General features: G+C 43.5%; 14 protein-coding genes. 7 read left to right on the top strand and 7 right to left on the bottom strand.

What is annotated here, in order from left to right:
- The first annotated feature begins 213 nt into the window (after positions 1-213).
- The 3 genes from hmpF (at position 214) to B5D77_RS04195 (ending at position 3,422) form a co-directional block, all read left to right on the top strand.
- The gene (hmpF, locus tag B5D77_RS04205; RefSeq protein WP_106908339.1) at positions 214-1,854 is read left to right on the top strand and encodes a pilus motility taxis protein HmpF; all 1,641 of its coding nucleotides are present in this window, start codon (positions 214-216) and stop codon (positions 1,852-1,854) included.
- A 264-nt stretch (positions 1,855-2,118) separates the two neighbouring features.
- Positions 2,119-2,343: a hypothetical protein gene (locus B5D77_RS04200; RefSeq protein WP_008202331.1), complete on the top strand. Its 225-nt coding sequence runs from the start codon at positions 2,119-2,121 to the stop codon at positions 2,341-2,343.
- Between the two features lie 269 nt (positions 2,344-2,612).
- Entirely contained in the window at positions 2,613-3,422 is an 810-nt protein-coding gene (locus B5D77_RS04195; RefSeq protein ID WP_008202329.1) for a squalene/phytoene synthase family protein, read from the top strand.
- 87 nt (positions 3,423-3,509) lie between these two features.
- Here the strand turns inward: B5D77_RS04195 and petD are convergent, their stop codons facing one another.
- The 3 genes from petD to B5D77_RS04180 all read right to left on the bottom strand — a co-directional run bounded on the left by petD (position 3,510) and on the right by B5D77_RS04180 (position 5,973).
- Positions 3,510-3,992: a cytochrome b6-f complex subunit IV gene (gene petD / locus B5D77_RS04190; RefSeq protein ID WP_004267928.1), complete on the bottom strand. Its 483-nt coding sequence runs from the start codon at positions 3,990-3,992 to the stop codon at positions 3,510-3,512.
- A gap of 51 nt (positions 3,993-4,043) precedes the next feature.
- Complete coding sequence (gene petB / locus B5D77_RS04185) at positions 4,044-4,712, bottom strand: cytochrome b6 (protein WP_002738970.1); 669 nt, start codon at positions 4,710-4,712, stop codon at positions 4,044-4,046.
- A gap of 197 nt (positions 4,713-4,909) precedes the next feature.
- A protein-coding gene (locus tag B5D77_RS04180) for an ISKra4 family transposase (protein ID WP_106908108.1) occupies positions 4,910-5,973 on the bottom strand; the annotation gives its coding sequence in 2 pieces (ribosomal slippage) (positions 4,910-5,817 and positions 5,817-5,973; 1,065 coding nt in all).
- A gap of 252 nt (positions 5,974-6,225) precedes the next feature.
- On the opposite strand from B5D77_RS04180, the gene B5D77_RS04175 reads away from it, so the two are divergent.
- The 3 genes from B5D77_RS04175 (at position 6,226) to B5D77_RS04165 (ending at position 9,612) form a co-directional block, all read left to right on the top strand.
- Positions 6,226-7,662, top strand: a complete 1,437-nt coding sequence (locus B5D77_RS04175) for a circularly permuted type 2 ATP-grasp protein (RefSeq protein WP_106908338.1) — start codon at positions 6,226-6,228, stop codon at positions 7,660-7,662.
- Positions 7,663-7,744: 82 nt separating this feature from the next.
- Positions 7,745-8,746, top strand: a complete 1,002-nt coding sequence (locus B5D77_RS04170) for an alpha-E domain-containing protein (protein WP_106908337.1) — start codon at positions 7,745-7,747, stop codon at positions 8,744-8,746.
- Entirely contained in the window at positions 8,746-9,612 is an 867-nt protein-coding gene (locus B5D77_RS04165; RefSeq protein WP_106908336.1) for a transglutaminase family protein, read from the top strand. Before B5D77_RS04170 ends, B5D77_RS04165 begins: the two co-directional genes overlap by 1 nt.
- A 161-nt stretch (positions 9,613-9,773) precedes the next feature.
- On the opposite strand, the gene B5D77_RS04160 is transcribed toward B5D77_RS04165, so the two are convergent.
- On the bottom strand, positions 9,774-10,172 hold the full coding sequence (locus B5D77_RS04160) for a CopG family transcriptional regulator (RefSeq protein WP_106908335.1): 399 nt from the start codon (positions 10,170-10,172) through the stop codon (positions 9,774-9,776).
- Positions 10,173-10,257: 85 nt separating this feature from the next.
- On the opposite strand from B5D77_RS04160, the gene B5D77_RS04155 reads away from it, so the two are divergent.
- Positions 10,258-11,256 carry an IS630-like element ISMae24 family transposase gene (locus tag B5D77_RS04155; RefSeq protein WP_106908334.1) on the top strand — a complete coding sequence of 333 codons (999 nt, stop codon included), beginning with the start codon at positions 10,258-10,260 and terminating at the stop codon, positions 11,254-11,256.
- A gap of 264 nt (positions 11,257-11,520) precedes the next feature.
- Here B5D77_RS04155 and B5D77_RS04150 read toward each other — a convergent pair whose 3' ends face one another.
- The 3 genes from B5D77_RS04150 to B5D77_RS04140 form a co-directional block, all read right to left on the bottom strand.
- The gene (locus B5D77_RS04150) at positions 11,521-12,864 is read right to left on the bottom strand and encodes a TldD/PmbA family protein (RefSeq protein ID WP_106908333.1); all 1,344 of its coding nucleotides are present in this window, start codon (positions 12,862-12,864) and stop codon (positions 11,521-11,523) included.
- A gap of 229 nt (positions 12,865-13,093) precedes the next feature.
- On the bottom strand, positions 13,094-13,684 hold the full coding sequence (locus B5D77_RS04145; RefSeq protein ID WP_106908332.1) for a DUF456 domain-containing protein: 591 nt from the start codon (positions 13,682-13,684) through the stop codon (positions 13,094-13,096).
- Between the two features lie 2 nt (positions 13,685-13,686).
- The gene (locus B5D77_RS04140; protein WP_008202303.1) at positions 13,687-15,156 is read right to left on the bottom strand and encodes a TldD/PmbA family protein; all 1,470 of its coding nucleotides are present in this window, start codon (positions 15,154-15,156) and stop codon (positions 13,687-13,689) included.
- Positions 15,157-15,317: the final 161 nt, after the last annotated feature.

Genomic DNA, 15,317 nt, shown 5'->3' with positions numbered 1-15,317 from the left:
CGCTCTGAAAAATCTCCAAAAATTTTCCAGTGGGGAAGAGGGAAAATTGAGAACAAATGTATGAATTAAAAAGAAAAACTCCCATGATAGAAATGAAAAAATTTTTGGGATCGGATGGTTACACTGAAACCATAGACAGGCCGCTCCTACCCTCGATCGCCAACTCTTTCTAAAACTGATGACAAAAACTTTTATTATAGAGGACGACTACTCGTGCTATACCTTGCAGAAGTAAAAAAACAGACTAGAGGTTTTATCGGTGGTTACAAAACCGAATTGAAACTATTGGCCTGTCAGCATAAGGATCAGACTTGGAGCGCCATACCGGAGGAAGATATCTTAACCTACGACGAAACTAAGCCCTTGGCTGAAGGTGCGCTTCTCTTGGTCAATTTGAGCAATAATCGTCAACTGCAAGGAAACCCGGAATTAGCGGCAGCGGAGATGGTGCGGCAACTGCAAAAGATTTCCCGTTTGATGGAGCGTAGCAAGAAAGATCAAGAGAAAATCGAGCAGTGGAAACAATCCCTCACCTATCAAAGCGAGATTCTCAACCGCCAGAAAATGGAAATGGAGGCAAGAATCGAGCAAATTGAGCAAATAGAAGCAGAATTCGAGTATTTAGAGCGCAAAAGACAGGAACTGGAAACTCTAAAACAACAATTAAACGAGCAACAGCGACAACTGGAAGAAGGACAAATAAATGACAACTTCTCCCCCAATCTTTCCCTGGAACAACAACAATTTATTCGCTCTCTAGCGGAGCGTTTAGCTAATAATCATGATCCGGGCAATTCTCCCTCACAAATTCTCTATTCCACTCTTGAATCCGTGCAGGGACAACAGACAATTTTAAATAGTTGTTGGCAGAGTTTAGAGGAGCAGAAAAAAGCTGTAGAAAATCGTCAGGTTGCCAACGATGAAATGATCGATTATCTCGAACAAAGAGCTAGGGAATTACAGACGAGTCGCAGTGGGTTGGAAACGGCTAAAATACAATTACAAATACAAGAAACCGTTCTGAGTCACAAACAGGAATTATTCGAGCGCCTTAACCTCACCCTACAAACCACTGATTCTACTCGACAAATGCTCCTTCGTCTCCTGCAAGGGGAAGAACTAGATTTTGATGATAAAATCGATCTAGAAGCTCTTGAAAAAATGCCTTTAGAAGAATTGGAGAGCTTAGTTAAGAACTTACAAACAGACCTCAAGCGCTGGGAAATTTTTGTCAACGACCAAGAGGAAGAATTAACTCTCCAATGCCAAACCGTGGAAGAATTAGAAGCAAGAATGGCCACAATAGATGAATCCGAGCGAGCTAATTTAGAAGCAGAATTAGCCGAGGAACAGGAAAAAAAAGCAATGCTGGCGGCCACTTTGGTCGGACAAAGACGTAATCTCCAGGAAAGACAAGCTATTCGCTCTCAACATCTGAAAATTCTGCAGCGGAGACAGGGTATTTTATCCCCAGAAGATGCCCAAAAATGTAGCTTTGAACCAGTATTAATGCTGTTGGCCGATAATTATCAAAATAATCTCCAAGAAAGTCAACGTTTAGCAGCAGAAATCAAGCAACTACAAGAGGATTTACAAAAAAGCGGCGATATTATTGAGGGTCAATGGTCGGATTTAGCGCAAAAAACTCGTGAATTTGAAGAACAGGAGCGAGAATGGCGCGATGCTAATCTGGCATTATTGCGTTTAAAAACTCAGGTACAACAGTATGAAACCTTCCTGCAACCCGTGCAGGATCATCTCGATCAAATCCGTCAACAACTAGAAACTATCTGCCAGTGGTTGACACCTATGAAATCTAATGGTAGCGCCTATCATTACGCTATTAACAGTTAGGCTTAATTGGGGTCTGCAGCAAAAAGTTTTTCGTGGGGGCAGGCTTCGGCGTGAGCTTTTGTCGAACGCTCAGTCGGGCCGTGGTCAATTGTGGCATCCCTCTTGGCCATGGTGGCGGCAATGGTGATCGCTTTTTAGATAAAAAAAACTGATTGATGGGGTTAAAGTCCGGCAAAATTGGCAATCAATGGCGAGGAAAGATATCGATAGAATGCTGGTGACAGGGGCAGAAATTGCGATCGCATTGATCGGGGAAATTAAAGCATGAGTATTAGTGTAACGGGTCGGGTAAAAAGAATCGAAATAGGCACAGGAACTTGGGCATTAATTGCCGATAACGGTCAAACCTACGAATTAATGGAACCGCCCGCCGAATTAACCCAAACAAAGGCAAAAGTGACAGTCATCGGTCAAATTCGCTCAGATGTGATGACTATGGCCATGATCGGGCCGGTTTTACAAGTGACCTCCTTTCAATCCCTGCCATGAAGCCGCAAAATCCTGTTTAAAAACGGGTAAAAACCACTTTTTAAGCCTGTAATCTCGAAAAATTGCCGTAATTGTCCCTCAGCTATCCCAGAAAGAAAAATTGTCAAGAATACCCTAATGTTTGATTTTTTCGGGAATAATCTCGAAATTTTGAAGAATCATACTACAATGGACAGCAACTTGGTCTTAGGAACATCGGCATAACCTAAACCGATCTGTCTGATTGGTTTAACTCGTAGTTACCTAAGTTGGCGTGAGGAGAGGACTGAATGAATTTGCGCGATAATGCTTTAACGATTCTGCAAGAAACGAGTCGAACTTTTTATATTCCCATAAGTCGTTTACCGGATCGTCTGCTCGAGGCAGTAGCCTCAGCTTATCTCTGTATGAGGGCGATCGATGAAGTAGAAGACCATCCCGACCTAGATAACTTCAGTAAATCTCAGATATTAAGACAAATTAGTCTGAATTTACAAGCAGGTACCGAAAATTCTACCGAAGAGAACTTTGCTTTTGGCTTAGTCCATCGGGAGATTTTGCCGGAAGTAACCCTGAGAATTGGCGAATGGGCTATGTTAGCACCGGATTCGATCGCCCCCCGGATCTGGGATGCCACGGCGGCCATGGCCGATCGCATGGCCTACTGGGCTGGGAATAACTGGGATATTCGCACAGAAGTGGAATTAGATCAATATACCTTTAGTGTGGCCGGTGCCGTGGGTTTATTGCTGTCTGACCTCTGGAATTGGTACGATGGCACCGAAACTAATCGCAGTTATGCCATCGGTTTTGGCCGGGGTTTACAAGCGGTTAATATTGCCCGCAACCATGGGGAGGATCGGCGCCGGGGGGTAAGTTTTCTGCCCCAGGGTTGGACAATTACTGATATTCATAATTATGCCCGTCGTAATCTGAAATTAGCCGATTATTACACTCAATCGCTGCCGAAAGGGCCAGCCCTTGATTTTTGTAAGATTCCCCTCGCTTTAGCCCATGGCACTCTCGAAGTCCTAGCTTTAGGGAAGGAAAAACTCAGCCGCAGCGATGTTATCGCTTTGGTACAACAAATTACCCGTTAGAGGAAATCACAATTAAAATTGCCCACGATCGCTCTTCCAAAGTCAGGAATCACAAGCGTGGGCAAAAAACCGGTGAAGTTCAGTAACTTAGAACAAACCGAGAGTTAAAGATGTATCGATGGGGAAAGTAGCACCAATACCTAACCAAATCGTGACCACAGTACCGAATAGGAAGATAGCGGTGGCGACGGGACGACGGAAAGGATTTTGGAATTTATTGACGCTTTCAATAAAAGGAACTAACATCAAGCCTAGGGGAACGCCAGCCATGCAAGCGATACCTAAGAGTTTGTTAGGAAGAATGCGGAGAATTTGGAAAACGGGATAAAGATACCACTCTGGCAGAATTTCTAAGGGAGTAGCGAAAGGATCGGCAGGTTCACCGATCATGGTGGGATCCATAATCGCTAAACCGGTGCAGAGTCCGATCGTACCGAAGATAACCACCGGGAAGACATAGAGCAGATCGTTAGGCCAAGCGGGTTCACCGTAGTAGTTGTGACCCATCCCTTTAGCCAACTTAGCGCGCAGAGCGGGATCGCTGAGATCGGGCTTTTTTAATGTGGACATGGATAATGTCTCCTAAAAATGATTTCGGATCGACAGAGATATTTTTCTGAATTATAGAGGCCCAGAAATGCCTTGTTTACGGATCATCAAGAAATGTAGCAACATGAAGACCGCGATCGACCAGGGTAGTACAAAAGTATGTAAGCTGTAGAAACGGGTTAAAGTTGCTTGACCGACGCTTTCGCTACCGCGCATCAGGGTGACGAGTTGATCACCGACGACGGGAATAGCAGCAGGTACACCGGAAACAATTTTAACCGCCCAGTAACCCACCTGATCCCAGGGTAAGGAGTAACCGGTGACACCGAAGCTAACGGTGATCACGGCCAGGACAACCCCAGTGACCCAGGTTAATTCCCGAGGTTTTTTGAAGCCACCGGTCAGGTAAACGCGGAAAACGTGCAGGATCATCATTAAGACCATCATACTGGCAGACCAGCGATGGATAGAACGAATTAACCAACCAAAGTTAACTTCGTTCATGATGTACTGTACCGAGGAGAGGGCCTCTGCTACGGTGGGTTTGTAGTAGAAGGTCATGGCGAAACCAGTGGCAAACTGGATCACGAAGCACACAAGGGTGATACCACCCAGACAGTAGAAGATATTGACGTGGGGGGGAACGTATTTGGTGCTGATATCATCAGCGATCCCTTGAATTTCTAAGCGTTCCTCAAACCATTGATAGGCTTTAGAATCCGTTACTTGTTTGGTAAACATCGCGTAACCAGTAAGAAAAATGAAAGATTTAAGGTGTGACCTTTAAAAAATGTAACACAGTTTTCAGGGCTAATTCTCGCTCCGGTCAGGTTTCTCCACCGGTGGGGATCAATTGGCGATCGCCAGCCCCGAAAAACGTAACGGGAGCATCTCACCTTTGCAATAAGTAGAAATGCTTAATGAGATCAATAAAAAAGTTAAAAAAGGCAACCATTTAGATAAGCACAGCGATGACGAAGGACTTGCGGTACATTACAAGATTGCCAACTTGCACCAGTAATTTTAAGACGATGAGCAATTTGTTTAATTTTTGATTCGACGGAGCCAGAGCCAATGGAAATCCCCTCTGCCTGCAAATAACCATAATTGACAATTCGATGTTTATGCTTGTTTAAATAAGTAATAAAATTCTCAACTTGCGGCTCTGACCATCCTTCACAACAAGAGATAGCGGCGTCCACGTCCCCCTTCCATAGAAAACATTTTACCTCCTCAATTCGCTGGAATGACCCGCCAACTTTATAGAGGTTTTCGATTAAATGATACCAATCCAATATTTCAATTCTTTCCTGTTTCTCTCCGATCTCACGAAATAAATTCCAGATACCATCATGTCCATCTCCTAAACAAATTAAAGGCTTGGCCAAAACTTGAGAATTAACCAAATCTAATAAAGCTGAGTTATCTTGAAAAAAAGCCGCTACCCCCAGTTGATGAAAACTCACTGCTTTATAATCACGCCAAATTAAGGCTTTTCCCTTGGCAGTTCTTAGTCGTACCTTACCGCCATCTAGGCTCATTTCTTCCACTTCCACTTCTGGGTTAGACGGTAATTCTTCAAAAGCATATCGATGTACGAGGCGTTGTTGGGTACTGTGAGAAACAGCAATCCCTGTCAATGATTTGATTTTCTGCGCCGATTTTTCGTAGGATTCATCGCCACTTAATAGCAAACAGTTCTTCTCTAACATTGGACTCATCTGAGTCCGAGACTTTATTTCTAATTTTTTCGCTTGTTTTTCTGTAATTGGTAATTCCCCCAAAATACTTTTCACTTTTCTCGTCCGACCGGCAGTTTCTTCTGTGCTTGTTTTGACAAAAAAATACCGATTTCTGGGTTAACATAATGAATCATTAAATCTCTGACTGTCTCCTCTATCTCTCCCAAGTTATTAAATTTCTTAATTTGGGATTGCTCATAGAGACATTGCCCTAACTCTTGACATAACTCTTTAATTCTTTTTTCATTTTCTGATAACATTGAATTATTCCTCCCATCGAGAGCTATTCTGAATTGTAAGTTATAACTATTATAATCTCATTTCTCTTTGTGATCAAGTTGAAGATTTTCTAGTTTTTGACTGCTATAAGTATTAATACTCATTGCATAAGTGAGATGCTCCCAACGTAAAACGTAACTTCCTAAAATTTCCCTTAAAATGTCTCCTAGACTACAAAAAATCAGGCCAATTGTCCGACACTGGGAATAGGTAAGGTATGAAATGAGGTCAGCGTGCTATTAAATACCTACGATCCCGAAGGCTTCTACGACGAACTATTCTTAGATGATGGTCAACCTCGTCCCCACTCGTCCCCTTTAATCAAATGGTTGCAGAATCTGCCGCCCCAAGAACTTCAACAACACCGGGAAACCGCTCAGTCGGCCCTGTTTGAATTGGGGGTGACTTTCAATGTCTATAGCGACAATCAAGGGGTGGAAAAAATCTTTCCTTTTGATATTATTCCCCGAATTGTCTCGGCTGAGGACTGGGATTATTTAGAAAGAGGACTGAAACAACGCATCAAAGCTCTCAATCTTTTTCTCTCCGATATCTACAATGACCAATTAATCATTAAAGATGGCATTATTCCCCCCGAATTAATCGCCTCGGCGACGGGATTTCTGAAACCCTGTGTGGGACTGAAACCCGCCGGAGGTATCTGGTGTCACATCACGGGAACCGATTTAGTCCGCGATAAAGATGGTCAATGGTATGTTTTAGAGGATAATTTGCGGGTTCCTTCTGGTATTTCCTATGTCCTCGAAAATCGTCGGGTAATGAAAAGCACTTTCCCCGATATTTTCCAGACAATGAATGTTAAACCGGTGGATGATTATCCTTCCCATCTGTTGGAAACTCTCCTCAATTTAGCCCCAGCCCAATTACCTAATCCCACCGTGGTGGTTTTAACCCCCGGAACCTATAATTCTGCCTACTTTGAACATTCTTTTATCGCCCAACAAATGGGGGTAGAATTGGTGGAAGGGCGTGATTTAGTCGTCTTTGATGGTTATCTACAAATGAAAACCACCAAGGGATTAAGACGGGTAGATGTGGTATATCGTCGCCTCGATGATGACTTTTTAGATCCGGCGGTTTTTCGTCCCGATTCGATGTTAGGTGTACCCGGATTATTAAAAGTTTTTCAGGAAGGCCGCGTCGCTTTAGCTAATGCCCCTGGTACGGGAGTCGCCGATGATAAGGTTATTTATGCTTTTGTCCCCGATATGATTCGTTATTATCTGGGAGAAGAAGCGATTTTAAATAACGTTCCTACCTATCTTTGTTGGCGAGAAAAGGACTTAGATTATGTCTTAAATAATCTCGATAAGTTAGTTGTGAAAGCTGCCAATGAATCGGGAGGTTATGGAATGTTAGTTGGTTCCCAAGCTACCTCGAAAGAACGAGAAGAATTCGCCCCACGCATTGCTGCTAATCCCCGCAATTATATCGCTCAACCGGTGTTAAGTCTTTCTCGGGTTCCCACTTTAATTGACACGGAAGTTGAAGGTCGTCATGTGGATTTACGTCCCTATATTCTCCATCGTGGCGATGAAATTTATGTGCATCCCGGGGGGTTAACTCGCGTAGCTTTGAAAAAGGGTTCTTTAGTGGTTAATTCTTCTCAAGGTGGTGGCAGTAAAGACACTTGGGTTTTAACCAAGTAATCAGGACAATAATCAAAATTTTGGTGGGTTACTAACCCACCCTACCCTTTTCTTTTTCCTTTTCACTTTTTCCTGGTTAATTATGCTTAGTAGAGTTGCCGATTCAATTTATTGGTTAAATCGCTATATTGAACGGGCAGAAAATGTCGCCCGGTTTATGGATGTTAACCTTAATTTAATGTTAGATATTCCCACCAGTGTTTTGCAGCAGTGGGAACCTTTGGTTTTAACCACGGGAGATTTAGAACAATTCAAGGAACGTTACGGCACAGCCACCGCAGAAAATGTGATCAATTTCTTGACATTTGACACGGAATATAGTAACTCAATTATCTCTTGTTTGCGCTGGGCGCGAGAAAATGCTCGGTCAGTTCGCGAGATTATTTCTTCGGAAATGTGGGAACAGGTTAATGGTTTTTTCTTGATGGTAAAAGATGCTTCCTCTTACCATCCTCAAACTACTTTACCGAACTTTTTTACCCAAGTTAAATTGGCTAGTCACCGTTTTGCGGGGGTGATGGATGCGACGATGACTCATAATGAAGGTTGGCATTTTGGCGTTATGGGAAGATTACAGGAACGCGCCGATAAAACCGCCAGAATTCTTGATGTTAAATACTATTATCTCTTACCTTCCGCCCAATGGGTAGGAACTTCTCTAGACCAAATTCAATGGATTGCTTTACTGCGGTCGGTGAGTGCCTACGAAATGTATCGTAAATGTCAACGACGGATTACTCCTAGTGACGTGGCCGAATTTTTAATTCTTAATCGAGAATTTCCTCGTTCAATTCACTTTTGTCTGCGGGAATTAGACCACTGTTTGCATCAAGTTACTGGTACTCCTGTAGGAACTTGGGGCAATTCGGTAGAAAGAAGTTTAGGGCGACTTTGTGCCGAAATGAGTTATCTAACCATCGAGGATGTTATTGAAATGGGATTGCATGAATTCCTAGACCATATTCAAAAAAGAGTTAATGATGTGGGAACAAAAATGACAGAAACTTTCTTTGTTTTCAATCCCGAACTTGCCTCACCTCTGGCAGTAAATAACTTTCAATATCAATCCCAATTAACAACTTAATGCGTTATCACATTCGGCATCAAACTAATTATTTGTATAATCAACCCGTGATTTTATCACCCCATCTGCTGCGCTTGCGACCAAAATCCGATGGTGGGCAAACTTTGCGAGAGTTCACGCTCAAAATTAACCCAGAACCTTTAACGATAACTAATATTATCGACCTCGATGGCAATTCTTGTTTACAAATTTGGTTTAATCAACCGACGGAAGAATTATTGATTGATGTGGTGAGTGAAGTGGAAACCCATGGGGTTAATCCTTTCCAGTATTTATTGGAACCTTGGGCGACCTGTTTACCCTTTGATTATCCCATTTCCCTCCACAGCCAATTACAACCCTACAGACAATTTTATGGGTTAGCTAATGACCCCGATGTGGCAGCATTAGCCCAGGAAGTTATGCAGGAAACCGAGGGACAGGTGCTATCTTTCCTGTTTAATCTTAATGACAAAATTTACCGAAATTGTCAGCAAATTATTCGTCTTACCGGGGAACCCTATCTACCCGGAAACACTTGGAAAAATAACCAGGGTTCCTGTCGCGATTTTGTGGTTTTATTTATGGATGTGTGTCGCTGTGTGGGATTAGCTTCCCGTTTTGTCAGTGGCTATCAAGAAGGAGATTTAGACCAAGAAGAAAGACATTTACACGCTTGGGTAGAGGTGTATTTGCCGGGGGGCGGCTGGAAAGGCTATGATCCTACCCATGGATTAGCGGTGAGCGACCGTCATATTAGCCTCGTTTCTAGCCCAATTCCCCGTTATTGCGCGCCGGTAGAGGGAAATGCTCGACCGGTTAATCTCGGTCATCAAGTGATAGAATCTCAGCTATCATCGACAATTTCCATCGATTTGTTATCTTGAGGATGATTGTTTATGGGTCAAGGATTTGGCACAGCAACAAGGCGAAAAGTTTTGGGAGCGGGGCATAAATCCCCGTTACAAAAACGGCCGACCGCCTCCTGCCTTCGTTAAGAAGCCGCCGCCCTCGCCTTTTTGGGAATCTTGGCGAAACTACAGCTATCTTACCCAAAAGAAAGTCTGCCGCCATCGTTCAGGGGGTTGACGAAATGAATTCCCTCAATGGTAGCCCCGGAATTAAAATCCTCGCTATAGAGATCGTCCCTTTGCCAATCCCTTTTACCCGGTTGTGATGGGCGGTTTTCGAGACCGGCGATAAAGGCCTTTTCTCGCTCCCAAGCGCTCAAGTTCGGGGTGGGAGAGTTGACCCTTCGGCTTCGCTCAGGGTCAACGTTGACGGAAATTATGTGTTGGTCGATCGCCTGTCGGATGATCTCGGCCTCGCTCAGTCCCGTCTGTCGGGCCTTCTCTTTCAGTAAATTATTCTGCTCGGCTTCGATATAAATTTGCTTGCGGATTTTGCTGACCATAGCCAGTTTAATTATATACATTACATTATACATTACTAAGTAGTCATGCAAAATTAATTACCCAAATAAAAAATTAAGAAGTATAATAAATAAAAAAACGAAGCAGCAGGAAAATACCATGAGATTGATTAGAGACCTAAACCCCGAGAGCCAGAAAATGCTAGAGAGAATTTATCGAGCTAGTAAACATCATCAAGTAAGAGAGCGAGCGAAATGTATACTCTTAAGTTTTCAGGGAACCACGATAGAAGAATTGAGCGGAATATTTGGAGTTACGAGAAAGACCATCTATAATTGGTTGACGGCCTGGGAAGATAGAAAACTAATTGGTTTTTATAATCGTCGAGGAAGAGGGAGAAAACCTAAATTGACAGAAGCACAAGGTCAACAAGTTATTGACTGGGTAAAAGAAGAACCGAAAAGCTTAAAAAAAATCCAGATAAAAATTGTAGAAGAATGGAAATTAACCGTAAGCAAAGACACGATAAAAAGACTCATAAAAAAAATCAACATGAGGTGGAAAAGGGTGAGAAGAGGGGTCGCCAAAACCCCTGATGAGTGGGAGCTTGAGGTCAAACTACCTATTTTAGAAGAACTAAAAAAACAGGAAAAAAGAGGAGAGATTGAGATAGGATATTTGGATGAAATGGGATGGGATTCAAAGCCTTGTATTCCTTACGCTTGGCAAGAAGAAAAAACCACGATAAAGTTACCACCAATTGAAGGTAAAAGACTAAATATTTTAGGAATAATGAAACGAGATAATCAATTATTTTATGAGACACAGGTCGGAACGGTTACTAGCGAGATAGTTATTAATTTTCTGGATAAATATTCCCAAAATATACAGAAAAAAACTGTCATAATAATTGACCAAGCTTCCATTCATACCAGCGAGGCATTTATGGAGAAACTTGAGGAATGGGAAAAGAAAAATTTGAAAATATTTTGGTTGCCCACTTATTCACCTCATTTAAATTTAATTGAAATATTATGGAGATTTTTAAAATATGAATGGATTGAATTTAGCGCCTATAAAGACCGAAAGAGCCTCCTCGCTTACGTTAAAAAAGTGCTGGACAATTTTGGAGGCGAGTATGTAATTAATTTTGCCTAGGTACTTATAACCGTCGTGAATCGTAATCGCCAGTTTTTCTATATGTCTGAACTTCCCCACATACATATCTACTACAATAGCCGAAAACCCCTATCTATCAATGGATACACCCATTAACCTTTCTTAATCTACTCATGTTTTTTGTAATATTTCTTGATAGACGGGGATAGATTATATTTGCTAGAATTTCCTGACCGTAATTCTCCTGATCTTGCTGGGGGTATTTCCCTAGTTAATACCCCCTATTTTTGGTTCGGTATAGTGTTAAGCTTCTCCCGTGATTGATAAACCCTCTACCCAAACGTAGGGACAAACACCACTGGGAGTAATAACTGCTTCCGGTTCCAGATAAACAATCGATTTCAGCAGTGTTAAAATATCCCCGGCTACGGTAGCGGAATCGATGCTAACGCGCTCATTTTTGTTCACTAACCAACCGTCAAAGGGCAAAGAGAAGGAACCTTGTAGAGAATTAACTCCCGCATGAAGTGCCTGTAAACTATCAATTAAAACCACATTTTTTGCTGTTTCCAAAGAATAGCTTTTGGGTTGATTGGCACTAGCAAAAACGTGATAAAAATGGGGACTAACCGTTACTTTTGACCCAATGTTACCGTTGCCAGTCGGTTCCGTATTCATCCGTTTAGCGGTAATCGTGCTATGGAGAAAATTACTCAAAATCCCCTCTTTTATTAATTCCACACGATGGGTGGGAGTGCCTTCACTATCAAAAGTTTCTGCGGCAACATTAGCTGGATGGAGGGCATCATCACACAAATTTAAGGCAGTAGCAGCGATTTGTGTTCCCAAAGATTCAGGAGTAGAAAGACTCTGTTTATCAAGGACATTTTGGGCATTAAACAGATTAGAAAATGCTCCCATTAGACTCAAAAAGGCCCGGGGGGCAAAAACCACCAAATATTTACCCGTGGTAATCGGTTGATAGTCTAGATGGCTAACAGTTTTGGTAATCGCTTCCTCGATGCAACCATCGATATCTAATTTTTCCAGGCCCAGACTCACCCGAAAAGCACCAGCGCTGCGGGGTTTTTTGCCTTCCTGTTCGGTTTTGGTGTATAAATACACACTGGCATAACTACGCGCTTCCTGACGCATTGCCCCGTCGCTATTGAGATAAAAACGTCTGACCTGCTGTTGTCCCAAACCATTATAGGGAACACTGGCAATAGCCGGATGGGCCGCTAGTAGGGATTTTTCGGCGGCTAATAACTTATCGACGAGAGTGGATACAGGTGCTTGATTAGACATTTCGCTGGCCACTTCTGTGGTAGGTGCGGTGGCAGCGGGACTAAAATCGGGGACATTTTCCTTAACGCCAAAAACGCTGGCTTCCTGAGCGGTTTTTAGGGCTAATTGCAGTCCCACCGGGTCCACATCGGTGGTGGAGGTGACACCGACTTGATTATCCTGATTCCAGACGCGAACGATAACGCTGGAACGATTGGAAGCTTGTACCTGTTTCGGTTCCCCTTGAAACACATCCACATCGGTTTCATCGACAGAAGAACCATAGATGTCGTATTTAGCAATTCCTAAAGCTTGGGCGCTAGAATTAGCGATTTGGGCGATATCTTCAACTTTTGGCATAGATTTTTTTTGGTGTTGGAGGATTTTTCAGTTATCAGTAAACAGTAATCAGTAATCAGTGAAAAGAAAGCTCAGAACTTGCCACTTAACAGTGTCCACTGAAAACTCAAATCTGATAACTGATAGCGGTCAGCCGTAAGCTGGATAAGTAGGGAGGCACAATTATTTGTAGGATGGGTTAGCGGTAGCGTAAACCATGCGGGCGTTGGGTTTCATGCTTCAACCCAACCTACGTTCTGAAAACTGATAACTGATAACTGATAACTGATAACTGATAACTGATAACTGAAGAGAGATTGGGCCAAGTGGTGACAATAAAGACGATAACGGCAGCCGTGGCCAGCATAGCTTTGGCAACGTGACCGATAACCGTACCGACGACGATACCGACACAGACTTTTAGGGATTGTTGCAAACGGGGGGTTAATTCCAAATCGCGACGATAGGCGTATTCTCCCAAAAAAGCCCCCACCACAGGACCGACAAATAGACCGATAATCGGGCCGCCAATGGGTAAAGCGGGTAAAAGCCCGAATATTCCCGCTAATAAACCCACTACTAGACCGATTTGACTCCAATTGCTCGCCCCAACTTTTTGGGCGCCGAGATAACTAGCGAGGAATTCCACCCCCAGACTGAGGAGAAGGATAACAAAGGCCACGGTTAAAGCGACCCCCATCCCCGCAAATTTGGTGACAAAACCCCACACCAGCATGGCGATTAAAATCAAACTCATGCCGGGGATAGCGGGCAGCAGTTCGCCAATTATCCCCACTATCATGATGGCAATGAGGAAATAGTAGAGAATTACTAAAGTCATGATTAACGACCGCCAACGGTAATAGAATCTACTTTTAAATGGGGTTGACCAACGGTGACATAAACGCTGCCACTGACAGAACCGCAAAAACCCGCCGCTAGACCTAAATCTTGGGAACACATAGAGATTTTATTCATAATCTCCTTGGCTGAACCGATTAAAGTCGCGCCTTTCAGGGGTTTAGTCAGGTTGCCATTTTCGATAAGATAGGCCTCCTCGACGGCGAAATTAAATTCACCGGTCGCCCCCACACTACCACCGCCCATTTTTTTGCAATAAATGCCTTTATCGATGGAATTAAAGAGATTATCGAGGGTATATTCCCCAGGTGCGATGTAGGTATTCCGCATCCGACTAGCGGCCGCATAGGTGTAGTTTTGACGGCGACCGCTACCCGTGCGCGGATGGCCGGTTTTAATTGAACCGGTGCGATCGGCAATGAAGTTTTTTAGGATACCATTTTCAATTAGGAGAGTACGCTGGGCCGGCATTCCCTCATCGTCCATATCGATAGTACCGAAAGCTTTATCGGATAATCCCTCGTCCCAAGCCGTCAGGTTGTCGTGGGCGATTTTTTCGCCTTTTTTATCGAGAAAGGGTGTGGTTTTTTGCTCAATTTGCGTAGTTTCTAGCAAATGACCGCAGGCTTCGTGGAAGATAACGCCGCCAAATTCATTGGCCATGACGATGGGATAACTGCCGGATTCTACATAGTCAGCGTAAAGCATTTTACCCGCCGATTCGGCCACTTCTGCCGCCGATTCCTCGGCATTCCACGTCCGCAGAAAATCGGGATTACTGGTACTACCCAACCGTTTACCAATGCTAGAACGATTAGCCCCATCGGCACAGAGGAGATTATAGCCCACCGATTGGGTGAGGCGAATATCCCGGGCAAAAGTGCCGTCACTAGCGGCAACTAAAATTTCTTGCCAATCGCGAAAATAAGCGGCGCGACGAGATTGGACGTGAGAGGCTTTCTGATTTAATTTACCGTTGGCAGCGAGGAGAATATCACCCATTTCTCCCAAAGAACTGCAATTATTGAGCCAAATATCTTTATTTTTGACCGTGGCATAATCCCGGAACATTTCCAGATTGATTTCGGGAATATACGCGTTAGGACTGGGTAGGTTTAAACCGAGAATCGATAAACCTTTTTCTAGGGCATTTTTTAAGCCTTGGAAGCTTAAATCGTTGGTACTGACATAACAATCGGCTTTCCCGCGAAAAAGGCGGATTCCTGCCCCTGTAGATAGTTTCGGTGAGAGACTGGTGATGCTGTCATCTTCGGCTAAACAACTGATATAGTTGACTCTTTCCAGGAAAAATTCGATAAAAGTCGCCCCGGCAGCCCGTCCCAGTCCCAGAAGAGTGGACAAAGGGGCCGCCCAAGAGCTATCAAAGCGCTCCAGACTAGGATTATATTTCAGGGTGGGGAGTTCTTTGGAGATGAGTAGGGTGGGTGACATAAAGCTCGTTTATCAGTTAATCTGCTGGTTTCTAGTCTAACAGTTCTCAGTTTTTTGCGTCTTGGGGCGTTAGCGCCGCCCAACCCTGCTAAATTTTTCTCATTCATATCTCTTAATAAAAACCTTGATTCGATCGCTCATCGCCCCCAAGATTAAAGAAA

The sequence above is a fragment of the Microcystis sp. MC19 genome, assembly GCF_003019735.1.
Classification (GTDB): domain Bacteria; phylum Cyanobacteriota; class Cyanobacteriia; order Cyanobacteriales; family Microcystaceae; genus Microcystis.
This window is presented reverse-complemented; position numbering and strand designations above follow the sequence as displayed.